This is a genomic window from Scatolibacter rhodanostii, assembly GCF_900197595.1.
GTDB classification, from domain to species: domain Bacteria; phylum Bacillota; class Clostridia; order Oscillospirales; family Acutalibacteraceae; genus Scatolibacter; species Scatolibacter rhodanostii.
In genome coordinates this window covers 33,580-58,891 of sequence record NZ_FZLO01000002.1, presented here as the reverse complement: position 1 = coordinate 58,891, position 25,312 = coordinate 33,580, and the positions used below count along the sequence as shown (strand labels likewise).

Here is a 25,312-nt window from a genome sequence, read left to right as displayed (position 1 = left end):
CAATAAATTTAGAAAAAGTGGATGTATATTTGTGAATTTGATTTTGAATAAATATACATTAAATGCTTGATTTTTGCAAAAATAGGTGTATAATAAATCATCATAAGAGATAAATTTAAAAGTAATTTTTCTATAAAGGGGATATTCATCATGGCAAAATCAAAAAAAGACATTAAAAAGGTAGTGCTGGCTTATTCCGGAGGTTTGGATACGTCCATTATCATTCCATGGCTGAAAGAAAACTATAATGACTGCGAAGTCATTGCTGTTTCAGGCGACGTAGGCCAGGGAACAGAGCTTGACGGTTTAGAAGAAAAAGCACTCAAAACAGGGGCTTCTAAACTTTATATTGAAGATTTAAAAGAAGAATTTGTAACAGATTTCGTTTATCCAACCGTCAAAGCGGGAGCTGTTTATGAGAGCAAATATCTTTTGGGTACTTCTTTTGCTCGCCCCATTATTGCCAAAAGAATTGTTGACATTGCCAAAAAAGAGGGCGCTGATGCAATCTGCCACGGCTGTACCGGAAAAGGCAACGACCAGGTTCGTTTTGAGCTGACCATCAAGGCATTTGCACCTGAAATGGCAATCATTGCTCCTTGGAGAGAATGGGAAATCAAATCTCGTGATGAAGAGATTGAGTATGCAGAAGCACACAATATTCCACTGAAAATCAACCGTGAAACCAACTATTCCAAAGATAAAAACATTTGGCATTTGAGCCACGAGGGACTGGATTTAGAGAATCCCGACAACGAGCCCCAGTATAATAAAGAAGGCTTCTTAGAATTGGGCGTTTCACCGGAGCAAGCCCCTGACGAGCCTACCTATATCACCTTGCATTTTGAAAAAGGTGTTCCAACACAGCTTGATGGCAAAACATTGAACGGCACAGAAATGGTGACAGCACTCAATGAAATCGGCGGCAAAAACGGTGTTGGTCTTGCAGATATTGTTGAAAACCGTTTGGTCGGCATGAAATCCAGAGGCGTTTATGAAACTCCCGGAGGCACGGTTCTTTATCATGCTCATAACAAATTAGAAGAAATCTGCCTTGATAAAGACACCTATCACTATAAGCAAAAAGTAGCTTTAGAATTTGCTGATTTGGTGTATAATGGAAAATGGTACACCCCCCTTCGTTCTGCATTGTCAGCGTTTGTCGATTCTACACAGACTTATGTAACAGGCGACGTTAAATTGAAATTGTATAAGGGCAACATCATCGATGCAGGCGTGACATCACCGTACTCACTGTATGATGAAGAAATTGCCACTTTTGATGAAGATGAAGTTTATGATCAAAACGATTCAGCAGGTTTCATCAATCTGTTTGGTCTGCCGATGAAAGTGCAGGGACAAAAAGGTTTAATTCAAGAATAAGGATATCAGGTGAAAACATGAAGCTTTGGAAAGGCCGTTTTGCAAAAGAAGTTGACCCAAAAACCAATGATTTTAATTCCTCTATTTCGGTGGACAGCCGTATGTTTGCCGAGGACATTAAGGGTAGTATCGCTCATGCAACGATGCTTGCCGCCAGTGGGATTATCGAGAAATCGGAGGGCGACAAAATCTGCGCAGAACTGGAAAAAATCAGCGAGGAAATTGAGAGCGGTAAGCTAATTATTGACCCGAATGCAGAAGACATTCATACTTTTGTAGAGGGCGAGCTGACAGAGAGAATCGGCGATGCAGGCAAGCGTCTGCATACTGCCAGAAGCCGAAATGACCAAGTGGCATTAGACGTGCGCATGACGCTGAAAAAAGAGTGCCAAGTGATGAAAGGACAGCTGAAAGATTTGATTCAGGTGCTCTGTAATAAAGCAGAAGCCTATAGCAATGCGGTTATGCCGGGCTATACACATATGCAACGAGCGCAGCCGATTACGTTTGGACATCATTTGCTTGCTTACTGTGAAATGTTGCTGCGTGATTTTGAGCGCTTTGAAGATGCTGAAAAGCGTATGGATGTTATGCCGCTTGGCAGTGGTGCACTGGCCGGCACAACATATCCGCTGAATCGTGAAATGACGGCAGAACTTTTGGGATTTGCTGCGGTCAGTCAGAATAGCTTAGACGGTGTTTCAGACCGTGATTTCTGTGTTGAAATTGCCTTTGCGGTTTCTATGACTATGGTGCATTTATCTCGATTTTGTGAAGAACTGATTCTTTGGTGTTCATGGGAGTTCAAGTTTATTGAGTTGGATGACGCTTTCTCCACAGGTTCCAGTATTATGCCGCAGAAAAAGAACCCTGATATTGCAGAGCTTATACGAGGAAAAAGCGGTCGTGTTTTCGGTGATTTAACAGCACTTCTCACCATGATGAAAGGCTTGCCGCTTGCTTATAATAAAGATATGCAAGAGGACAAAGAAGCTGTATTTGATGCTGTGGACACATTAAAGCTTTGTGTAACACCGCTGATTCCGATGATTGAAACCATGACGGTTTTAACAGAGAATATGCGCAATGCGGCCGCTAAAGGATTCATCAATGCAACTGATTGCGCTGACTATCTTGTCGCTGAAAAGGGATTGCCTTTCCGTGATGCGTATAAAATCACAGGCGAATTGGTGGCACTGTGTATTGCTGAAAACCTGACACTCGAAACATTGCCGCTTGCCAGTTATCAAGCTGTCTGCTCCGCTTTTGACGAGGGAATCTATCATGCGATTTCTTTGGACACTTGTGTGAACGAACGGAAGGTTCTGGGCGGCCCGGCACCCGAGAACGTAAAAAATCAAGTAAAAAGAGTAATGACTATAATTGAGGAATTGAAATGATAAAGGTTGGAATTATTGGAGCAACAGGATATGCCGGAGCAGAGCTTTGCCGCTTGATTATGGGACACCCACAGGCTGAAATTGCTGCCATTAGTTCAGTCAGTTTTGAGGGTATGAAGCTTTCACAGGTTTATCCGTCTTACTATCAAATATGTGATTTGGTTTGTGAATCGCAGGAAGAAGCAGTGGCAAAATCAGACGTAATTTTTGCGGCACTTCCGCATGGATTATCGCAAGGTTTAGCCAAAGTGTGTGACCAAGCCGGTAAGGTTTTCATTGATTTGGGAGCAGACTTCCGTTTGAAAGATGAAAACACCTATGCCGAGTGGTATAACGGTGTTTTCGACGATGAAGCATTGCACCAAAAAGCAGTGTATGGTTTGCCTGAATTCTATCGTGAACAAATCAAGGGTAAAACGGTGATTGCAAACCCTGGCTGTTATACAACGGCTGTTCCGCTGGCATTGGCACCGGCACTCAAAGCTGGTTTTATTGACACCAAGGGAATTATCGCTGACTGCAAGTCGGGGGTAACAGGAGCAGGGCGCAAGCCGAGCCAAACCAATCACTATCCCGAGTTAAACGAAAATTTTTATGCTTATAAAGTGGCTTCTCACCGTCATACACCTGAAATGGAGCAAACATTAAGTAATTTATCAGGGGAAGACATAAAGCTTACGTTTGTACCGCATTTGTTACCGGTTAATCGTGGCATTTTGGCAACTTGTTATGCGAGGTTGACCAAAGAAGTCACGCAAGTTGAGATGGAAGAAATTTATCAGCACGCTTATGGCAATGAAAAATTTGTCCGACTTTTACCGTCTGGCAGAGTGCCGAATATTCGCCACGTGTGGTATACCAACTACTGTGATGTTGCTGTACAGGTAGACAACCGAACCGGTACATTGGTAGCGATTTCAGCGATTGATAATATGGTAAAAGGGGCGGCCGGGCAGGCGATTCAAAATATGAATCTTTGCTTTGGGTTAGACGAAACAGCAGGACTTTTGCTTGTTCCTCCAGCTTTCTAAAAGACAGTTTTTATATAGTCAGAGTTGTGGTAGGAAAAATCATATTTGAAGTAAGACTTACATTTGTTATCAGCGTGGGCGCAAAACTGAGAAAAATAGCGAGTGCAAAGTGCGAAGCACGAGTATCGCGACGTGTCAGCGGCGACTCGTCGCCGTATGAGAGGGTGTTTTTAATGGAGTTTATAACGGGTGGTGTTACAGCCGCAAAAGGTTTCAAGGCGAATGGTATACATTGCGGCATTCGTAAGAATAAAGGAAAAGCTGATTTGGCACTGATTGCCAGTGAAGTGCCTTGTACGGCGGCGGCAGTCTATACGCAGAATTTAGTCAAAGGTGCTCCTGTAACGGTCACGCAAAAGAACTTGACAGACGGCAGAGCACAGGCTGTTATTGTGAATTCGGGCAATGCCAATACCTGCAATGCCGATGGTATTGAAAAAGCAGAGAGAATGTGCGAAATTGCGGCAGAACTACTGCATATTCAGCCGAACGATGTGATTGTGGGTTCAACGGGGGTTATCGGTCAGGTTTTGCCGATTGAACCAATTGAAAACGCAGCAAAAGAGCTGTATAATGGGTTAGATGAGAATGGGTCGAACTTGGCGGCAACGGCAATTATGACGACTGACACCTTTGCCAAAGAAGCGGCAGTTTCGGTTAAAATTGGCGGTAAAACGGTACATATCGGTGGTATCGCCAAAGGCAGCGGAATGATTCACCCGAATATGGCGACCATGCTTGGATTTTCCACAACAGACTGTGCGATTTCTGCTGAAATGCTGAATCAGGCAATCCATATTGTGACAGATAACACGTTTAATATGGTGAGTGTGGACGGTGATACCTCCACCAACGACACCTATGCCGTTATGGCAAATGGGTTGGCAGAAAACCCTGAAATCACCGAAGAAAATGAAGATTTTAGTCTGTTCGTAGAAGGTCTGGAAGCCGTCTGCAAGAAGCTTGCCATGATGATGGCAAAGGACGGTGAGGGGGCAACCAAGCTTTTGATTGCTCAAATCAGCGGTGCAAAAGAGGAACAAACTGCCAAAACAGTGGCGAAAGCCATTATTTGCTCTAGTCTTGTGAAAGCGGCGATGTTTGGTGAAGACGCCAACTGGGGTCGTGTGCTGTGTGCGATTGGCTATGCAGGTGCTGATGTAGATGTGCAAAAGATTGATGTCGCTTTTGTTTCGGGAAAAGGAACAGTCAGTGTCTGCCAAAAAGGCGCTGGCATTGATTTTTCAGAAGATCAGGCTTCTTTGGTGCTTTCAGCTGACGAAATCACCATACAGGTTGATTTGCATAGTGGTGAAAATACAGCAGAAGCATATGGCTGTGATTTGACGTATGACTATGTAAAAATCAATGGAGATTATCGAACCTAAATCGGGGGAGAGCTGTGAAAAAGATAAAAAATAAGATTTTAAACCGGTGGGATGGCATTGCCGCCGGTTTAACCGTTCTAACGGCCATGTTTTTGATTTTCTATGTGGTGCTAATGCTAACGGGAAGCGCAATGCTGATTGAGCCGACCTTGGCTTTTGCCAATATGATTGTTTTGCTTTTGTGCATGCTCTATTATTTAGCGGCTAAAATATTGCCTGTTCAAAAGTGTTGGCAGACTTCCTTGATTATTGTGACGGCAATGAATTTTTTGTTGATTGCCAGTGCTTTTTTGCTGCTGCTTTTTGGGGCATAATCGATCCATTTTTCTGTTTGGGGCAGAATAATAGTAAGATAAAAGGAAATGTGAAAGGATATTGGCAATGATAATTTCAAACAATGACAGAGCTTCTGTTTTAGTGCAGGCATTACCATACATCAAGCGTTATGCAGGAGAAACCGTGGTCATTAAATATGGCGGTAACGCCATGATCAGCGAAGAACTGAAAAGTGCCGTTATGAGCGATATCGTGCTGATGCATTTAGTGGGAATCAATGTTGTGCTCGTGCATGGCGGCGGTCCTGAAATTAACGATATGCTAAATAAAATTGGAAAAGAGAGCAAGTTTATCAATGGCCTGCGTTATACCGATAAAGAGACCATGTGCATTGTGCAACAAGTGCTGGCAGGAAAAGTAAACAAAGACTTGGTTCAGCTTTTAGAGAATGGCGGCGGAAAAGCAATTGGTCTGTGCGGCATTGACGGTTCTATGCTGAAAGCCGATAAATTGGTGGCAGCTGATGATTTGGGCTATGTGGGTGAGATTCGTGAAGTCAATTGTGATATCATTCACCGAACAATCGAAAGCGGATATGTGCCGATTATTTCTACGGTTGCATCTGGATATCATGGTGAGGTTTATAATATCAATGCGGATATAGCAGCTGCAAGAATTGCCGCTGATTTAGGTGCGAAAAAATTGATTCTGATGACGGATATTCGAGGACTCTTGCGAGACAAAGAAGATGAATCTACACTGATTCCGGTAGTCAATGTCGGTGAAGTCAGCAGCTTGAAAAAAGAAGGTATTATCAGCGGTGGTATGATTCCTAAAATTGATTGTTGCGTTGATGCGATTCGTCGTGGTGTGCGCCGTGCACATATTATTGACGGCAGAACACCGCATTCAATTATGATTGAATTGTTTACGGATGAGGGCATTGGAACCATGCTATATTAACAAGTGCCGGAGTGAAAACGAAAATAAATATTCCGATAGCGACATCGGTTCTTTATGCAGAATAAGTAAGATTTAAACTTACAAAATGTAAAAGCAAAATTTTGAGAAAAGGAGTTTACGGCAATGAATTTTGAAGCAGTCAAAAAACAAGAAAATACATATATTATGCATTCATACGGTCGTGTGGATATTGCTTTGACAGAAGGCAAGAATGCCACGACTCAAGATATTGAGGGTAAGACTTATATTGATTTTACTTCTGGTATCGGCGTGAATTCGCTGGGCTACTGCAACGAAAAATGGGTTGCGGCTGTTCAGGAACAAGCCGGTAAGATTCAGCATATTTCTAATTATTATTACAGTCCTGTCAACACAGAACTGGCCGAACGTTTGGCGAAAGCGGCCGGAATGTGCAAATCTTTCTTTTGTAATTCAGGTGCAGAAGCGAATGAATGCGCCACAAAAATTGCCAGAAAATATGGAGAAGCGTTTGGTGCTGATAAAATTGTGACACTGAAGGATTCTTTTCATGGGCGAACCATCACCACCTTGTCGGCCACGGGGCAAGACTCTTTTCATCAAGATTTTCTCCCTTTGACAGAGGGCTTTACTTATGCAGATAAAGACAGTATTGCCAGCGTACAAGAACAACTGGATGGCACAGTTTGTGCGGTATTGATTGAATTGATTCAGGGCGAGGGCGGTGTGATTCCGCTGGAGAAACAGTTTGTCAAGGATTTACGCACGCTTTGCGATGAAAAGGGCGTGCTGCTGATTATCGATGAGGTGCAAACGGGAATTGGCAGAACGGGCAGTTTCTTTGCCTATCAAGATTTTGATATTTCGCCCGATGTTGTTACGGCGGCAAAAGGGCTTGGCGGCGGTCTTCCCATTGGTGTGTGTTTGGTGAATGAAAAGCTGCAAGACATTTTCAAGCCTGGTATGAACGGTTCTACGTTCGGGGGTAATCCGGTAGTAGGCGCAGGAGCGCTAGTAGTGCTTGACTATGTAACCGAGCCTGCATTTTTACAAGCAGTCAACGAGAAATCAGACTATATCAAAAAAGTCTTAGATAGTGTCGATGAAGTAGAATTTGTTCGGGGAAAAGGTCTTATGCTAGGCATAAAACTGAAGAGTAAAAATGCCAAAGAAGTTTTGCTGCAATGTGCTGAAAAAGGGCTTTTGATTCTAACGGCTAAAGATTTAGTTCGCTTTTTGCCACCGCTCACAATCACAAAAGACGAATTAGATAAAGGTTTGGTAATCTTTAAAGAGGTTTTGTCCAATAATCAGTGAGAATTTAGTCGCGATAGTCAGTTTGGCGATATTTATGTTATAAGTTTGAAACCATATTTTAAAGTTAACAGCCGCATGAAGAAAGTTTGAATCTCCTTGCAGACAAATCTTGTTTTTGCGCTGTCAGCAGGTTGCGTATAAGTTGTATTAACATCCCACTCTCAGCGAAAGGATAACAATAAAATGAGACATTTATTGAAACTATTGGATTTGTCAAAAGAAGAAATTACAGATATTTTGAATCTTGGCGATCAGCTAAAATATGAAAATAAGCACGGCATTGAACATCATCTGCTAAAAGGAAAAGCCTTAGGCATGATTTTTGAGAAGGCTTCTACCCGTACTAGAGTCTCTTTTGAGGTTGGAATGTATCAGCTGGGCGGTCATGCCTTGTTCTTGTCAGGAAACGAATTACAGATTGGCAGAGGAGAGCCTGTGGAAGACACGGCACGAGTGCTTTCTCGCTATCTAGACGGCATTATGATTCGTACCTTTGCACAAGAAGAAGTGGAAAAGCTAGCGGAATACGGAAGCATACCGGTTATCAATGCGCTAACTGATTTTGCTCATCCTTGTCAGGTTTTAGCTGATTTAATGACGGTAAGAGAGTTCAAAGGTAAGCTAGAGGGCCTGAAGATGTGTTTCATCGGCGACGGAAACAACATGATGAATTCTTTGATTGTCGGTGGGTTAAAAATGGGAATGGACGTTGCAGTAGCATGCCCTGACGGTTATCACCCAGCAGATGAGGTGTTGGAATTTGCCGCTGCTTATCCCAATTTTTTGATGACGGATCAGCCGGCAGAAGCTGCCAAAGGTGCAGATGTAGTCATTACGGATGTTTGGACGTCGATGGGCCAAGAAGAAGAGAGAAAGAAACGAGAAGAAGCATTTGCCGGATATTGCATTGATGATTCACTTATGAGTGTTGCCAATCAAGACGCAATGGTTCTGCACTGTTTGCCTGCTCATCGTGGAGAAGAAATTAGCGCTGAAGTCATGGAGAAAAACGAAAAATTCATCTTTGAAGAAGCAGAAAATCGTTTGCATGCTCAAAAAGCGGTACTTGTAACACTGATGAAATAAAGAAATGAAGAGTCACACAAACCCAAACTGAAATGGGATTGTGTGACTCTTTTTTCACGAGCAGTTAACTTTGACTATATTTAACAGAAGCTTTACCGGTTTAAGATAGAAGAATCATTCTCTTTTAGATAATATATAAATAAAAGGGGTGATTGTTATGAAAGGCAGCAATTTTTTGCAAAATAAATATAGGGATAAAAAAGGCGCCGTAATAGCTGCAGCGATAATAGCAGCTTTACTCATCACTTTACTCCCATTGTTCAGATAAATACAAATATTAAATAGAAATAGAAAACACTCCTGTCTAATGAAAAACAGGAGAGTTTTGTTTATGTTATAAGTAAATTATAAGAGTCAGTCGTTGTAAGTATCAAATGAATTGATATGAATCATAATTTCTACAAAACTAAAGTCAGCTTAGTTTCCCTAAAATAATACCGGCTAAAATAGCAGTAGAGATTGTTCCGGAAACATTGGGACCCATAGCGTGCATGAGAAGGTGATTGCCGGGGTTTTCTTGTTGGCCAACCTTCTGCACTACCCTTGCGGACATAGGCATAGCAGAAACGCTGGCGGCACCAATGAGGGGGTTGATTTTACCTTTTGTAACAAAACACATTACTTTGCCGCAAAGTACCCCACAAGCCGTGCTAATAACAAAAGCAAACAATCCTAAGAAAATAATCTGTAAGGTGTCAGTGGTTAAAAAGCGCTCGGCTGTTGCACTAGCTCCAACAGAGAGGGCGAGGAAAACCGTAGCAGTGTTCAGCAAATGAGTTTGCAGTGTGTTTGCCAACCTTTCGGTCACACCAGATTCTTTAATTAAGTTGCCAATCATCAGGCTTCCGATAAGCGGGGTAGAATCAGGAACAAGCAGACAAACCACCGTAATAATTACGATAGGAAAAATAATTTTTTCAATTTTTGTTACCTGATGTTGAGGTTTCATAACAATGGAACGCTCTTTTTTCGTGGTGAGAAGCTTCATGACAGGCGGCTGAATTAAAGGTACCAAAGCCATATAAGAATAGGCAGCAATGGCAACGCTTGGCAGCAAATGAGGAGCCAGCCTAGTAGTCAATAGAATAGTGGTAGGGCCATCTGCGCCGCCAATTGCGGATAATGCGGCAGATTCAAGCGAAGTAAACCCAACAAGATTGGCAAGCAAAAACGTAATCATGATGCCGATTTGAGCAGATGCTCCCATTAAGAAACTGGATGGATTGGCAATTAGAGGCGCAAAATCAATCATTGCACCAACTCCCAAGAAAATCAAGGGAGGAAAAATTTCCCAAGTGACACCCTGATATAGGATATTTAAGAATTTGCCATCGTCAAACGCTGTCATGCCTGAAAGTGGAATATTGGCCACTAACATACCAAGACCCATTGGCAGCAATAGCAGGGGTTCAAATTTCTTTAGAATAGCTAATAGTATCAAGAGAACTGCAATTAGCAGCATAATCCCATTTTGCCAAGTTAATTGTGCGTATCCGGACCGTAAAAATACTTCTTTCATAAAGTCTAAGATAATCTCAAACATTACATCCCTCTTTCTTTAATTTAATGCCCATAGGGGGGGTGAATGTTGCACTAGAAAAAGTTATTTTTTCTGTCTGCGCATTTTTTTGTTCAGTTTTGCAAACGAACGATTCAGGAAAGTCAAAAACAATACCAGAGCAGAGATAATAATAAAAACAGTAATTAAGCTCGATATTGCAAAAGACATCAGATAATTCCAGTCGGGCATAGTTTCACCTCCTTAATAACCAAATTGGTCAATTATGAGTAATTCTACTTTTTAGTATAACATATATAGGGAAAGTTGAAAAGTTTTTTGCGAAAAAGAGAAAATTTCTTTGCAATAAAAAGAGACAGCAGCAAGATATTAAACTTACTGCTGTCTCTTTTTATTTTGTTGTAGCCATACTTGTTGAGTATCTGCTCAGGCTTAAAAGTTTTTATTTTGTTGCTAAGCAAAGTTACCTTATCTAAATTATGATTCTGGTATCTTTTTTTCAGCGGGCTTAAATTTAGGGCTGTAAATATAAGGAACCAAAACTGTGGCGACATTTCGATGGGAGCGCAATTTTTTTTCGATATAGTAGGTGTTTCGGTTGTGAAGCATATTGGCCGCCCAATGGCTTTCCATATAGCGGGGCATTAGAACGGTAATCATTTGTGTGGGCTGCAAATCAGCCTCACATTTCTCGAGATAGCATTCAATAGGTTCAATCAGCTCGCGATAGGGAGAGTCAATGACTTCTAAAGGAATATCAATTCCACTAGCGGCCCACTTTTCTTTTAATCTTTCAGCTGATTTATCATCAGTAGCAATGTTGAGTGCAATGACATTTTTACTAATCAAATTAGCATAGTTTAAAACCTTTAAAGCAGAGCGATTCATAGAGCCTACCAGCACCAAGCACAAATTGTCGTCTGTGCTGATACTCTTACGATAGTGTGCGGTGAAATCATCAATGGTAAGCTGTCTAGCGACGAATTCATAATGTTTTTCAATATGAAACATGATAAAGGCCACAACAGGAATAACAATTGCCAAAAGCCAAGAGCCTTGCGCAAATTTTGTCATGAAAACGATGACAGTGCCTGTGGCAGTCATCAGTGCACCAAGCCCATTAATCACTAGCTTGTGGCGATAGCCCTTCTCCTTCGATTTTCTCCAATGAATCACCATGCCAGCCTGTGATAGGGTGAAAGAAAGAAATACGCCGACAGCATAAAGGGGAATTAGGTGATGTGTCTCTGCTTTGAAAATAATCAAAAGAAGAGCAGCGGCAGCAAAAATGAAAATAATACCATTAGAAAAGCCCAAACGAGCGCCACGATGCATGAATTTGCGGGGCATATAGCCATCTTCTGCCAGAATAGCCAATAGAGTGGGCAGACCGTTATAGGCAGTGTTAGCAGCAAGCAATAAGATGAGCGAAGTGGCGAATTGCAGAATATAGAACATGGGTCCATCGCCAAAAACGGCAAGACCAAGCTGGGAGATGACGGTTTTATTTTCAATCGGTATGGCACCAAGTGATATGGTCAGAAGAATGGTTCCACCAAAAATTGTCATAATGATGCCAACAAGAATAAAAAGAACTTGTTTTGCATTGCGCTGTGAAGGTTCCTTGAAAGTAGGAACAGCATTGCTCACCACTTCTACCCCCGTCAGTGCAGAACATCCAGCTGAGAAAGCCTTGAGCAGTAAAAAGATAGATACTGAACCCATCGTATCAGCGTGGATTGCCTGTATATCTGCTGAATAGGTAATTGGTTGTAAATTCCCGCTGAATAATTTGATAAACCCGGTTGCAATTAAAGCCACCATAATCAAAATAAAGGCGTAAGTAGGAATGCCGAACACCTTTGACGATTCACGCATACCTCGAAGATTGAGAAGCGTAATCACGCATAAAAACAAGAGAGCCAAGGGCACTCTAAAAGGGGCAATGTTAGGGAATGCAGAAACCAGCGCAGAAGTAGCGGCAGACAAACTGACAGCAACAGTCATAACGTAGTCGACCAATAGGGCAGCAGCGGCGATGAGAGACGCCTTTTTGCCAATGTTTTCAGCTGAAACAACATAAGCACCGCCACCATTTGGATAGGCCGATATAATTTGTGAGTACGAAAATGCTAAAACGATAAATAGCAAAACAATGGGTAATGCGGCATAACCAAGAGAATGCACGGCAGAAACGCCCAAAACTGGGGCTAACACCATCAGCATTTCTTCAACTGCATAGGCTACTGAAGAAACAGCATCACTTGCCATGATAGGAACACCCCAAAGGCGGCCTAATTTCTCACTTTCCAAATCATCATTTTTTAAAGTTTTGCCGAGCAAAACCTTTTTTACGCTTTTCCAAGACATTGAAAAAAACCTTCTTTTACCTCAAATTTTTATCTTCTCTTTGTATATTAAACTTAGCCATTGATTTAATAACTGACTAAGTTTAGCCCTAAAAAATCACTTTGTCAATATGGAAAAAAAATTTTGTTTGGCCGAAAAACCAAAGAACATTTACGCAAGGAAAAAACTGAAAATAAGTGACAGATAAGCAGAATTATATTCCTTATTTTAGGGCAAAAATTCTATATGGCTAGTATAACCAAAAAAGCTAGTAAGTTTAGAAAAAGATGAAAACTAAAAAAATAAATGCAGAAATCACTTTAAAAGTAATTTCTGCATTTATGAGCATCACTTTATTTATCTAAAATTTGAACATCGCTTGCTTTAGTTCTAACAATTTTCACTTCTACACGTCGGTTAAGTGAGCGGTCTTCTTCTGTGTCATTTCCAGCAATGGGTCGGTAGTGAGAATAACCAGAAACAAACATTTTCGATTCTGGAAGATTACAAGTAAGGGCAAAGAACTTTAACACAGAAATAGCTCGGTCAGAAGAGAGCTCCCATGAAAAGAAGTTGGAAGGATCGCTATTGCCGACATTGGCCGTGAAACCACTGATTTCAATTGAATCAATACCAGCGTCAACACTCAAGAGTAAATCACCCATATATTGAAGAATACCAGAGCTGCTTTCACGCATGACAGGACTGTCGGGATAAAAAAGCACATTATCTTTAAATCTAAAAGTAATAAAACCATCACTCTTTTCGAGTTGAATGGATTCGGAATAGCCGCTTTCATCAATTTCTTGGCGGATTAATTCAAAAATTTCATCAAATTCGGATTCAAGCTGATAATTTCCTGTGCCAGACCCAACACCCTCAGCGATTTCTCCCTGCACTTCTTCTAAAGCACTCTCTGCTTTTTGTGCAATCGTAGCTTGCTGAGATTGATTCATCATGGCAAATGAAAATAAAATAACGAAAATAGCCATGAGGTCAGTCATCATATCACTATAACTGGCTAGCCAACCTTCGCCGCCTTCGTCTTCATCATCGTCGTCTTCTTCATCAAAGCCAATATCGATGTCGACTACTTCAACCGGCTCAAAGGAGTGGGTGTCATTATTATTGGGGGCCATAGGAGTTATGCAACCTCCTTCAGTTTAATAGGGTCTTTTTTCTGCTTCGTTTTTGACATTTTCTTTGCTTCTTTTTTGGTGAGTGCGCCTAAGAGTCTTTCTTCAACCACTCTGGGGCTTTGTCCCTCTTGAATGGAAACCAAGCCGTCAATAATCAAATTATTGCGTAAAACTTCATCAGCAGAAAAAGCTTTGAGTCGGTTAGCAAGTGGTGTGAAGACAACATAAGAAATGAATGCACCATAAAAGGAGCTAACCAATTCAAGAGCCATCAAAGGGCCCAAAGAAGCAGGGTTTTCAAGGTTTTCAAGCATGGGAATCAAGCCGATATAAGTACCCAGCAAACCAAGTGAAGTTGCATTGTCACCAAACATGCTAACCATGGCTTGACCGGTAGTATGGCGTTTTTTCATGTATGAAATTTCGCTCTTTAAATTTGTGACGAGAGTTTCTTTACTTGTACCGTCAGCAATCATAAGAATACCTTTATGTAAGAAGGCATCATGACTATATTCATCAGCCAAGTTTTCTAAAGCTAAAGTTCCTTTGCTTCTTGCAAAAGAGCTAATTTCAACTAGAGTTTGAATGTCTTTAGGAAGATTAATTTTTGGTGTATAAAAAGCACTTCTTAAAACAGCACCGAAGTTCTTCAATTTGCTGCCCGGAAAAGAAGTGACAACACTGCCAACTGAACCACCGACAATAATAAAGAAAGAAGGTGCATTAATAAATGAGCCAATATGCCCTGCTCCCATAATACCATATACAACACAAAACATACCAATGGCAAGACCGATAATTGTCGATATAGACACACCCTTTGATCTTTTTGAACGTTTCACAACCATTCCCCCAAGATTAAGAAATATAACTGCTAAATTATTACTATATTTATTCTATTCTAAAATTAATTTCTACCACTAATACTACAATTTATGCTAATAATTGTCAATAGTAAAAAGTCGATTTAAGAATAAAAAAGCAGAATTAACGTATTTTAAGAGGGATTTAACAGGTCATATGGAGGACGATAAAAGACAACTTATGCGGGGTTACGATTGCAAGTTAGTTTCGCAATTTAAAAGTTTTTGGAGCTAAACGATAGACCAATAGAAGAGAAATGCCAATATATAAAACACAAAATAGAATAGTACCAAGGCCAAAAATAAAGGTTGAAATCTCTTTTCCCATGGCGAAATAGCAAACAAAATAGGTAAAAGAATTTGCCACCGCATAGAGAGGCCCTTTACTCTCCATTTGAATATTATAAGGCTGCAAGAGATAGTATAAAACCAAAGTATGCACGGAAAAGAAGATGGACATTGCCATAATAGAAACGAAGAGAATGACATATTCTATGGGGTTTTCAGTTCCGCCTGAAGCAAAGAGAAGCAATGGCAGACCCAAAGCGATTACGGCTGCAGGCATGGCATTAATGGCCACGATATATTTTAGACGCTCTGCAAAAAGAGATAAAATTGCCTTTGGCTGACGATAAGAGCGATAGGTTAGCATGCTATGGTCACAGTTGGCAAACATAGAGGCCGCAATGGTTTCGCCTCGATTAATAAAATACATAACAAAGAGGAAAAAAGGCAAAGCGTTCAACAGCAGAGAGTTAGCGGCAGTTTTTGCTTCAGGAACCAGAAGACAAATAATGATAGCGGTGGATATAATCAGAAAGGCAATCAGAGAAATTATTTTAGCTGACTTAGTGAGAATTCTTGAATGGCGTTTCATGAAAATTTCATTAAAATATTTGTAACCACTTTTATTGCTAGTCAGTGTCAAATTGGCTGTAATTTTTTTATGATAATTTTGGCGCAAGGTTTGCGAGGTGTTTTCTTTGTTGGTAATCATGATATTTTCCGGTTTCAATAGAGTGCGGAAAATCATCAAATAAGATTGAAAATGCCATATATAAGCAAAGCTGAATCCACCGCCGATTATGACGAGAGCACTTAAAATCAAAAAAACAGGTTCGGTTATGCTGTAGCCGAAAAAAGGCGGCAAATAAGCAGCTGTAAGCATGGCAATGCTGATTACAATAACAATAGCAGAAGGTAGGCTATCGTTTTTTACCTTTTCACCGTCTCTAGAATCAAAGAGTGCGTAGGCATTGACAATGGTTTTTAGAGCACAAACAAATAAGGGCATTACAATGCAGGTAATAGGATGAAGGCCAACACCAATTCCAAATAGAAGCGTAAAAGGCAAGAACCCAATAAAAGTCTTGATTAGAAAGTACAAATAGTCTGATAAGAGAAAGGTGCGCGCATCCATTCTCATGAGAATCAGGGCATAATATTTATCTTTGCTGGGGTTAAATAAATGTGTGTTTAAGAGTCCGCCGACTATTGTCAGAAAAAAGAAAATCTGCAAAAAAGTGTTAGTGCTTGGTAATTTGGCAACTTGAATGACCGAAATAATCATAGAGAGAAGATAGACGGCTTTTCCCACAAAAGTAGAAAAAAGCTCAAAGAGTACACCGATAATGTCAGCAAAGGTCTTAAGTACACGGCTGGCGTAAAGTGAATTAGGCAATAGCTTTTTGATAAGAGGGATAGATTTCAACCCAAAGATGAAACCGTTAGCCTTATAGGTATTCCTTAATTTAAAAGCCTGTTTAAAGGTGTTAATCATTCTCATTTCCTCGCAGTGCCGCAATGATTTTGTCTTTAAAAGCAGTGTTATCTAAGTTTTCTTTCTCGATTTTTTCCAGTATGCCTTCATTTAAGATAATAATTTCATCACATAAATCAAGGGCCAATTCCATAATGTGAGTAGAAAAAATGATGATATGCTCTGGTTTAATACGTCGCAGCAATTGTTTCATTTCATCAGCTACCACAACATCAAAAGAGGTGAGGGGCTCATCGAGGAGTAAGATGCCGGGAGAAGCAATGAAGTTGACCAGCATTTGCATCTTGTTTTTCATACCGTGAGAGTAATCTTTTAAAAGCTTATCTCTGTCTTCCGATTCAATTTTAACCAATTCAAAATATTCATCAATGCTTTGTGGATTCGTAATTTTATGCTGATTGATGTCAATAAAAAATTTTAAAAATTCTCGTCCAGTTAAAAATTCTGGCACAACCGGAGTGGAGAGAACATACCCGATATCTTCTGCTGTAACAGGTCTGAGGCTGTCGTTTTCTTCTATGGCAAAACTGCCGCTATCTGCCTTTAAATCTTCATTTATGCAGTTGAAAAAAGTAGTTTTTCCGGCTCCGTTTCGGCCAAGCAAACCATAAATTTTTCCTTTTTCAAAAGTGAAAGACGCACCAGATAGGACTACTTTCTTGTCAAAAGTTTTCTGAAGGTCTTGAATAACCAGTTTCATGAGCTAACTCCTTTTAAACTTGCATATAAATTTTATGTAATATATTTATTATAAGGGAGAACAAAATGAATGGCAAGTGAATTGAACCTTACGCGTTTCTAACAAAATCAGAATAAGCAAATTAAAAATCCTCTGCTGTGTTTTTATTAAAGCGTAGCAGAGGATTTAAAAATTTCGGTATGGCCATAACCACAAAAAGAGGTTATGGTTTGTTTTATTAAAGATATAGGCAAGATAGGGGGTTAGTTTTTCCAAGACTCAAATTCTTCTAAAAACCAAATGTCACCGGCAGAAAATGTCATGTTATTTAAGTTTTGGAGAATACCGGCATCGGTTTGAAAGTCGAAGTGAAGTTTATAGGAATAAAGAGCCTGATAAGGCATGCCTAATTTGCGGTTAACAGCATTTAAACCATATTTGCTGTCGCCTGCCAAAGGATGACCAATATAAGAAAGGTGAGCCCTAATTTGATGAGTGCGCCCAGTAAGAAGCTCTACCTCTAAGAGTGAAAACTCCTTTTTTTCTTTGAGAACCTTATATTTGGTTAGAATTGTTTTGGTATTTGCCTGCGGTTTATCATGAACATAAACCCGATTTTTTGCCGTGTCTTTTTCTAAGAAAGCCTTCAGCAGGGCTTCTTTCTGCGGCATTTTTCCATTGACAATACACAGATAAAACTTATCAATTTCGCGCAGACGAACTTTCTCATTCATAATGCGCAGCGTTTCTGCATTTTTGGCTGCCATCACAATGCCGCCTGTGTTGCGGTCAATGCGGTTAATGAGGGCAGGGGCAAAGGCGTTTTCCTGCTCGGGATTATATTCGCCTCGCTCAAACAAAACACGGTGAATACGAGCAATTAGAGAGTCAAAATGATAATTCTCATCAGGGTGGACAATCAATCCGGGCTTCTTGTCCAAAATCATGATGTTTTCATCTTCATAAAGAATGTTGAGTTTGGCGGGTGCTTTCAAAAACTCATATTCATACGGGTCACGCTCAAAAAACTCATCTTTAAGATACATGGAAAGTACATCGCCTTCTTGCAGACGAGTGGAGATTTCACAGCGTTTGCCATTGAGCTTGATGTCTTTTTTGCGAATGCTTTTATACATCATCGATTGCGGCAAGTCGGGGTAAGATTTGGTGAGAAATTTATCAAGACGTTGGCCGCTGTCATTTTTTGTGATGGTAACTGTTTTCATTTATTTTCTTTGTTCCTTTTTTTGTAGACGAATATCGTTGCCGACAAATTCGAATCTTCCGTATTGTCCGGCAATGCGAGAAGCAAAACGCTCGCTGTAACGATCTTCGAGGTCTTTCATGCTTAAGTTTGTGCTAATGATGGTCGGCTTGCGGGCAATCAGGCGAGTATTGATGAGGTTATAAAGAGCGGCATTGACATAGGAGGAAGAAAATTCGGTTCCCAAATCGTCAATGATGAGCAAGTCACAAGATAGAAGTTGACTGTTGGTGTCAGAGGTTTCCCAATCGTTGCCACGCTCAAAACGTTCTTTTTCCAGAGAAACAGCAAAGTTCTGTACAGCACTATAGATAACGCCATAGCCTTTGGCAATCACTTCATTGGCAATAGCCAGTGCCAAATGAGTTTTGCCCAAACCAGTTCGCCCTTTAAAGAAAAGGCTGGGAGCATTCTCGTGAAATTGTGCGGCATAACGGGTGCAGTAATCGAAAATACGCTGCATATGTTGGCGACTCTCGCCTTGATAATATTGTAGAGAAAAGGCAGAGAACGAGCAGTTCTCAAGGGGTAAATTGACATTTAGGCGCTCATAAGCGATTGCTTTTTGTAGATTTTTTAGACAGCTGCACATTTTGCCGTCAATAAAGCCTTTGTCATCACATTTAGTGCAGGAATATTGTGGGTTTAACTGGTGGTTGGTGAATCCATGTTCTCTGGCGAGCTTATCAAATTCAGCTTGTAAAGCCAAGTTTTCATTTTTGAGTTTTTCCAAAGCAGCTTTGGCACTTTGACCCGATAGCACCGCTTTGGCGACTTTTGCACCGTTAGAAGCCTGTTTCTGCCGAATCTCTTCGGCACGGGGGCAAAGCGTGAAAAAGTAGCTGACTTGTGCGTCTGCTTTTTGCATGGCATCTCTGCGTCGACTCTCAAGCTCGGTAAGCGCCTTGCTATACACTTGTTTTCCGTATCCCATTTAAAAGTCCTCCACAGGATCAAAAAATCCGGTTTTTTCAATTTCATCGATGTCATAGCTTTTTGTGGCAGCGGCTTTTTCTTTACGGCGGTTTTCAGCTTTTTCCACATCGCTGATATTTTTATAGCCTAAGCCATACCACTTTTCAAAGATTTTGTTCATATAAGACAAGCTGAGTTTTCCGGTTGCATTTACACAGCGGTCATAGGCCTCGGCAATCAAGTCGGGTGTCATTTTCCAAGTGTAGACCCAAGTGTAGGTGAGCTGTTCTTCCTTTTTGCTGGGGGGTCTATCATGAATGCCGATTGAGCTGACAAATTTTTTCCATGCTAGGCGCATTTGACTGAGCTCAAGCAATTTTTGCTCGGCTGATTCCAGTGTGAAGATATTGCTTTCATACCAGTCTCTGGCGACCGCTTCTATGTAGTTTGTTCCAGTCTTGCCACTTTCTTTGGCATATTGAATCAACATCATAATGACTTCTACAGGTAAGCCAAAATCCTCATGAATAGCAAGCAAAGTAGAGGAAAGAGCCGGAGAAATTGTCTTACCCAGCACAGTTTGTGACTCGTGAATGAGATATTGTATTTCAGGTGATTCATTGATGCGGGTAGCAACATAATGTCCATCTGGCTTGATGAGCTGTTTTCTTTTTGGCAAAGAAACTTCTTTGGCAGGGGTAGCCTCTTGTGCAGGCACAGACTGCACCTGTGGTTTCACTGTTTTTTGATTAGGTGCTTTTTGTGTAGCTGTTCCGTCAGTGGGGTAGATGAAGCCGCAGTTTAGCCAATATTGAATAGAATCCTCTGCACCTTCTAAAGAGATGCCAGTTGCCAAGGCTATTTCTTGGGCAGAAATTGGTTCACCGTTATGGCTGAGCATCCACAAAATAGTCTTGAGCTGTTCTTTTCCTGCCAGTTTAATGTGTTTTTCAACTAAGTCTTTGGGAACAGCAAAAACAGACCGCCAAAGCCCCATATCAAGGGAATACTGCATATTATCATCCTTAATCTATTATCATTCTTATCATTTATAGTCATGTTATTTATATCAAAATCAATTTTGTAGATAGCTACTCAAAATCTCTAGTTTTGTTTAATAATCGTGCCGAGAATTCATTTTTTTGATGAATCCACCGAAGGTGGATTCTATTATATCACAAAGAAGAAAGAGAAAAAAGTGCCTTTTAAGAAACAGCGGTTAAAGAATTAAAAGAGGAACAAAAGTACCCTTTTGATTGCCAGATAGTCATACTTACTCTAAAATAAAAACAGAACAAAGGTTTATATTTATGGGAGACAGCGTGTGAAAAATAGACAAAAGGGGAGAAGAATTTGAGTAACTTAAATAAGATTAAAATGTATGATGAAACAGGAGAGGTGCTGACCTATCTAACACAATGGGATATGAATCGCGTGATAACCATCAAAGAAATGGAAGGCATAACGGATTTGGTATGCCAATTTACCAACCACTTTCGAAGAGAAACATTAAATGTTGTGGCGCAAAGGATAGATAAAAGCACGATTAAGGTTGCCGTGCCAAACGTCTTGCTGCAAGAACCGTTTCACATTACGCTATATGTTTATGAAAGTAATATGGATACTGGGAAGACAGGCCATACGCTCCAAATACCGGTAATAGAAAGACAAAAACCCTCTGACTATGAATATATCGAAAACATAGAAAAAATAACGGCTGACGTATTATGGCAATCTTTACGAGAATTGCAGGAATCAAAAGTAAATAAAGAAGAGGGGAAAGTATTATCAGATTACAACTTTGATGACAGCTATAAGCAGAAAATTGAACAGGCGATTTCTAAAGAGCAAGTGGAGGAAATGCTAAATCAGCATAATGCTCAATTAAATAAAGCAATTGGCATTGAAGTTGATTATGAAACCCAAACAGTCACTCGGCTAGGGATAACAAAAGAATTAAATGCAGGGGTCGATTTCAATCGGTTTGCCATGTTTGGAGGCAGAAAACGCTGCATGATGGGTACAAACGGAAGCATTACTTCTTGGTATGGAGACAGTAATTATGTGGATGACGGTAGTGCGGGTGGTTCCTGTATGGTTTATCAGCCTGCTTTTTGGTATAAAGTTGAACCGCTAAAACTCGAACCCATTACAGGCGGAGCGGGCTACCATTTGCGGAAAGCTAAATATTATGTAGCAGAAGTGCCGCTAGACGGATTTAAACTTCACCCTGCTTTTTATGATGAAACAGGAAAACCTGTCAACCATGTTTTCTTGTCAGCATATGAGGGATCAGGATTTAACTCGGTGACAGGTTCTTTTTTAAGGCATGATGAACAAAGCCTGAATGTTAACACAGATTTGCTTGTGAGCACAGCGAAAAGCAAACCTACCTCTGGAACTACACAAAGTTTTTCTCGCAGCAATGCTGAAAAATTGGCAAAAAATCGAGGGGCTGGTTGGCATATCGAAACCATTCAAACGCTGTCAGCCAATCAGCTTTTAATGATGATTGAATATGCAACGCTGGATTTGCAGTCTGCCTTGGAAAAAGGCATTGTAGACATTGGAACTACACAAGGAAAAAATGGAGCGGCTTACACAGGCAGTACCACCACTCTTGGCAATGCAAGCGGAAATGCACAGGAAAGTATCAGCATTGTAAGCGCGGAGTTGATAGTCAAAGAGAAAGTGCTGTATGGCTCTGAAAAACAACTAGGCAGCGGCGAGCCGTCACCTGATAATGTTAGAGCGATTGTAACAGGTGGCAATTGTGATAATTTAGTAAGCAATAAATCCGGGACACATATTGCAGGAGGTATTATATTTACGCCCCAACCCGACGGAAGCATAAAAATGGAAGGAACGGCTACAGCTGACACCGGTTACGCTTTTGGATTTAATGTTTTTGCAAGAGGCTATTGCACTTTGTCTGGACACAAAGCAGGTATGAGATTATACATAAACGAATATAGTGGAAATACCAATTTGAGAGATGTGTTAACCTACACAAATCCATCGGGAAATCTATCTTTGACCACTGGTGACAATTTTAGAGCGATACTGATTGTTAAAAAAGATACTATAACTGACACAACTATCTACCCCATGCTGAACTATGGAGATACCGCCCAGCCGTGGGTACCCTATAAAGAAGGACAGCAGTATGCCACAAGAGTAATAGTCAATGGAGAAGATAAATTAATCCCACTGAAAGAACCTCTCTGTAATGAAGACATTTTTGAAACAAAAGTGCTAGTCGGAGGTGTGGCAAAAAGCAGAGAAAAACACGTCAAAAAGAGGGTGGTGTTCGATGGAAGTGAATTGTGGGGGGACTATGTAGAACCCACAAACGCAGATAAAGTTACCACTTTTTACACGAATGTTGCTGACACAAAAATTGGATATGGTTTGAGTATATGTGACAGGTTTAAAAATATCAACCTTGTTTGGGACGGCTCAAAAGGTGAGGGGTTTAGCGACCATCCGTCAAACGTATCAAAATATTTTACAGTATCTAACAGTAGAGTGGGTATAACTACGGGAGATAGCAGAGCGACAAAGATAAGCAAATTTAAGGCGTGGCTTGCTGTTAATCCTGTCACACTTATTTATGATTTGGCCACGCCAACAGAGTATTTAGGCGAGCCGATTGAGATACCTTCATCAAATGGCAAACGTGCCATCGCTTATCGTGGCATGGAAAACCCATGGGGGAATATGGCAAAGTTAGTGAATGGAATCAATTTATTTGCTGACGGAGCGATGAAAGGCGGAAAACCATATATTTGCAAAGATTACAATTTTGCAGAGAATAAGACAACAGACAATTATGTTGGAACAGGATTTATGACAGCCAATATCTCGGGGTGGATTTCTTCTTTTGGTTATAGTGAAAGCTTTGATTGGCTTTTTTTGCCGTCTAAAACAAGTATTGTAGAAGAAGGAATAAAGGATTATTTTTATACACCAGTGAATTCGATAGCGGAACATCAATTCATGCAGTATGGCGGAGATTGGCAATCGGGGGCACGAGCGGGGTTGTTTGGCTATGATTTCAAAAAATCAGGAGAAAGCAATTCTTCTGTCAATGCAGGTGCTCGATTAATATATGTGCCAAAGGGATTTTAGAGGGGGTAAAAGTTGATGACAATCGCCTTTACCATGCTTTCATCACCGGCTTGATAGCTGTGCTCTGTGGTAGCGGAAAAGCAAAGTGCGTCATTAGCAGACAAAACATAATTTTTTTGATCAACGGTGAGCGTTAATACACCTTCTAAAACCATAACATATTCTTGTGATTTTTCGGAATGACCAATTGAAATATGGCTATATCCCGAATCAATTTCCATTTGAAACAGCTCAAAATTCCTCTCAACCGTGCTGGGATAATAACAGTAAATACGGTAGTGATTGACATCATCTGCTTGAACATTCAAATCTTTTTTTCGGACAATTCGATTTTCAGGTTTATGTTCTTCTAATAAAGAGGTATAGGGGATTTTTAGCCCGTTGGCAATTTTCCAGATGACGTTAATGGTGGGGTTGGTATAGCCCTTTTCAATTTGTGACAGCATAACTTTACTCACGCCAGAAAGTTCTGCCAGCCGACCAAGGCTATAGTTTCGTTCTGTCCTTAATCTTTTCAGGTTTTGGGCAATAATTTGTATAATTTCCATGAATCCTCCTATCAGGATTGACAATTCACTTTGAGAATCGTAAACTAATAGAGTAAAATATATTGAATGATTGAACTATATAATATACGATTTTTTTAGGGAGTGCAAGGGGAATATGACAGCTAGCAAACAAAAAGAAATCAAAAAAGCGGTTCTTATGGCTTTTCCTCATACTATTCCGGTGCTGACCGGTTATTTGATTTTAGGCATGGCCTATGGTATTTTAATGCAGACAAAAGGGTATGGGGCGTTTTGGTCGGTTTTGATGAGTTTAGTGGCTTATGGAGGCAGCATGCAGTTTGCGGCTATTGCCTTGCTGACGTCAGTATTCAACCCTTTGCAAGCCTTTTTGTTAAGCCTGATGGTGAATGCCAGACATCTGTTTTATGGAATATCAATGCTTGACAAATATAAAGGATTGGGTAAGGCAAGAGCGATTCTTATTTTTATGCTCAGTGACGAGACTTTTTCTATTTCATCTAGTGTAGCACCCCCTCAAGAAGTGAACCGCAAATATTTTTTTCTGACTATCTCTGTTTTGGACTATTTATATTGGGCTGTCGGTACCTTTTTAGGCAGCGTGATTGGTGGGTTCATCACGTTCAATACAGCTGGTTTAGATTTTGTTTTGACAGCTTTATTTGTTGTTTTGTTCCTTGAGCAAACCAAACAGAAAGAAAACCAAACAGCCGGTGTGATTGGTCTGCTGGCGGCTATTGTAGGACGATTGATGTTTGGGGCAGAAAATATGGTCATACCGTCCATGGTGATTATTTTGCTAGTTTTGCTCTTAGGGAGGAAGAAAATATGACGTTAACAGCTGGGCAGACTGTTATTATGATTTTGGTAATCGCGTTGGGCACGATGATGACTCGTTTTACGCCCTTTATTCTCTTTCCAGAAGGCAAAGAAACTCCTAAGATTGTTACGTATTTAGGAAAAGTGTTGCCTGCGGCCATGATGGGACTATTAATCATTTACTGTCTAAAGGACATTTCATTTCAGGCTGCACCGCATGCCTTGCCTGAAATGATTGCGATTGTGTTAATTGTGATTCTTCATAAATGGAAAGGCAATGTACTTTTAAGCATTGCAGGTGGCACCGTTGCGTATATGATATTGGTGCAATTGGTCTTTTAAAATAAATTTGTGTTATAATTAGAATAGAAAAAGGTTTTGTGAGTTACCCTTGCAAGACCTTTCCTTTATATTAGTGGAAAGATATCATTTTACAGTGGTAGAATATTAAATAAACAAAAAAATAAAAAAACGACTTGACACTCACGTTACGGTATAGATTAC

21 protein-coding genes are annotated in these 25,312 nt (G+C 40.4%); 11 read left to right on the top strand and 10 right to left on the bottom strand.

The features are described from left to right. Positions 1-150 precede the first annotated feature (150 nt). From CS931_RS04865 to argF, 8 genes are all read left to right on the top strand, one after another. Positions 151-1,383, top strand: coding sequence for an argininosuccinate synthase (locus CS931_RS04865; RefSeq protein WP_099204663.1), 1,233 nt, complete (start codon positions 151-153; stop codon positions 1,381-1,383). Positions 1,384-1,400: 17 nt separating this feature from the next. Beyond that, a complete protein-coding gene (gene argH, locus CS931_RS04860) occupies positions 1,401-2,783 on the top strand; it encodes an argininosuccinate lyase (RefSeq protein ID WP_099204662.1) in 1,383 nt (460 codons plus the stop codon). Continuing rightward, positions 2,780-3,814 carry an N-acetyl-gamma-glutamyl-phosphate reductase gene (gene argC / locus CS931_RS04855; RefSeq protein ID WP_099204661.1) on the top strand — a complete coding sequence of 345 codons (1,035 nt, stop codon included), beginning with the start codon at positions 2,780-2,782 and terminating at the stop codon, positions 3,812-3,814. The genes argH and argC overlap by 4 nt, the downstream gene beginning before the upstream one ends. Positions 3,815-3,987: 173 nt before the next feature. Then, positions 3,988-5,202, top strand: a complete 1,215-nt coding sequence (argJ, locus tag CS931_RS04850) for a bifunctional ornithine acetyltransferase/N-acetylglutamate synthase (RefSeq protein WP_099204660.1) — start codon at positions 3,988-3,990, stop codon at positions 5,200-5,202. Positions 5,203-5,216: 14 nt separating this feature from the next. Then, positions 5,217-5,516, top strand: a complete 300-nt coding sequence (locus CS931_RS04845; protein WP_099204659.1) for a hypothetical protein — start codon at positions 5,217-5,219, stop codon at positions 5,514-5,516. A gap of 67 nt (positions 5,517-5,583) precedes the next feature. Continuing rightward, entirely contained in the window at positions 5,584-6,441 is an 858-nt protein-coding gene (gene argB / locus CS931_RS04840) for an acetylglutamate kinase (protein ID WP_099204658.1), read from the top strand. 123 nt (positions 6,442-6,564) lie between these two features. Then, complete coding sequence (locus CS931_RS04835) at positions 6,565-7,737, top strand: aspartate aminotransferase family protein (protein WP_099204657.1); 1,173 nt, start codon at positions 6,565-6,567, stop codon at positions 7,735-7,737. Between the two features lie 183 nt (positions 7,738-7,920). Further along, positions 7,921-8,823, top strand: a complete 903-nt coding sequence (gene argF / locus CS931_RS04830) for an ornithine carbamoyltransferase (RefSeq protein WP_099204656.1) — start codon at positions 7,921-7,923, stop codon at positions 8,821-8,823. Between the two features lie 412 nt (positions 8,824-9,235). Here argF and CS931_RS04825 read toward each other — a convergent pair whose 3' ends face one another. The 9 genes from CS931_RS04825 to CS931_RS04780 all read right to left on the bottom strand — a co-directional run bounded on the left by CS931_RS04825 (position 9,236) and on the right by CS931_RS04780 (position 20,346). Then, positions 9,236-10,366 (bottom strand): sodium ion-translocating decarboxylase subunit beta, encoded by a 1,131-nt coding sequence (locus tag CS931_RS04825; RefSeq protein WP_099204655.1) that lies wholly within the window; start codon positions 10,364-10,366, stop codon positions 9,236-9,238. A 453-nt stretch (positions 10,367-10,819) separates the two neighbouring features. Then, positions 10,820-12,712 (bottom strand): APC family permease, encoded by a 1,893-nt coding sequence (locus CS931_RS04815; RefSeq protein ID WP_099204653.1) that lies wholly within the window; start codon positions 12,710-12,712, stop codon positions 10,820-10,822. Positions 12,713-13,044: 332 nt separating this feature from the next. After that, positions 13,045-13,830, bottom strand: a complete 786-nt coding sequence (locus tag CS931_RS04810; RefSeq protein WP_099204652.1) for an OmpA/MotB family protein — start codon at positions 13,828-13,830, stop codon at positions 13,045-13,047. A gap of 5 nt (positions 13,831-13,835) precedes the next feature. Continuing rightward, positions 13,836-14,672, bottom strand: a complete 837-nt coding sequence (locus tag CS931_RS04805; RefSeq protein WP_159459738.1) for a motility protein A — start codon at positions 14,670-14,672, stop codon at positions 13,836-13,838. A 223-nt stretch (positions 14,673-14,895) separates the two neighbouring features. Continuing rightward, entirely contained in the window at positions 14,896-16,473 is a 1,578-nt protein-coding gene (locus CS931_RS12890; RefSeq protein WP_099204650.1) for a hypothetical protein, read from the bottom strand. Continuing rightward, complete coding sequence (locus CS931_RS04795) at positions 16,466-17,173, bottom strand: ABC transporter ATP-binding protein (RefSeq protein WP_099204649.1); 708 nt, start codon at positions 17,171-17,173, stop codon at positions 16,466-16,468. Before CS931_RS04795 ends, CS931_RS12890 begins: the two co-directional genes overlap by 8 nt. A 242-nt stretch (positions 17,174-17,415) precedes the next feature. Further along, a complete protein-coding gene (locus CS931_RS04790) occupies positions 17,416-18,378 on the bottom strand; it encodes an RluA family pseudouridine synthase (RefSeq protein WP_099204648.1) in 963 nt (320 codons plus the stop codon). Further along, entirely contained in the window at positions 18,379-19,350 is a 972-nt protein-coding gene (locus CS931_RS04785) for an ATP-binding protein (protein ID WP_099204647.1), read from the bottom strand. Then, on the bottom strand, positions 19,351-20,346 hold the full coding sequence (locus CS931_RS04780; RefSeq protein WP_099204646.1) for a DnaD domain protein: 996 nt from the start codon (positions 20,344-20,346) through the stop codon (positions 19,351-19,353). Positions 20,347-20,684: 338 nt separating this feature from the next. Between CS931_RS04780 and CS931_RS04775 the strand changes: the two genes are divergently transcribed. Next, complete coding sequence (locus tag CS931_RS04775) at positions 20,685-23,462, top strand: DUF4795 domain-containing protein (RefSeq protein ID WP_099204645.1); 2,778 nt, start codon at positions 20,685-20,687, stop codon at positions 23,460-23,462. Here the strand turns inward: CS931_RS04775 and CS931_RS04770 are convergent. Further along, positions 23,459-24,010 (bottom strand): helix-turn-helix domain-containing protein, encoded by a 552-nt coding sequence (locus CS931_RS04770; RefSeq protein WP_099204644.1) that lies wholly within the window; start codon positions 24,008-24,010, stop codon positions 23,459-23,461. The genes CS931_RS04775 and CS931_RS04770 overlap by 4 nt on opposite strands. A 115-nt stretch (positions 24,011-24,125) precedes the next feature. On the opposite strand from CS931_RS04770, the gene CS931_RS04765 reads away from it, so the two are divergent. Both CS931_RS04765 and CS931_RS04760 read left to right on the top strand, forming a co-directional pair. Beyond that, a complete protein-coding gene (locus CS931_RS04765; RefSeq protein WP_099204643.1) occupies positions 24,126-24,821 on the top strand; it encodes an AzlC family ABC transporter permease in 696 nt (231 codons plus the stop codon). Further along, positions 24,818-25,150: a branched-chain amino acid transporter permease gene (locus CS931_RS04760; protein WP_099204642.1), complete on the top strand. Its 333-nt coding sequence runs from the start codon at positions 24,818-24,820 to the stop codon at positions 25,148-25,150. Before CS931_RS04765 ends, CS931_RS04760 begins: the two co-directional genes overlap by 4 nt. Positions 25,151-25,312: the final 162 nt, after the last annotated feature.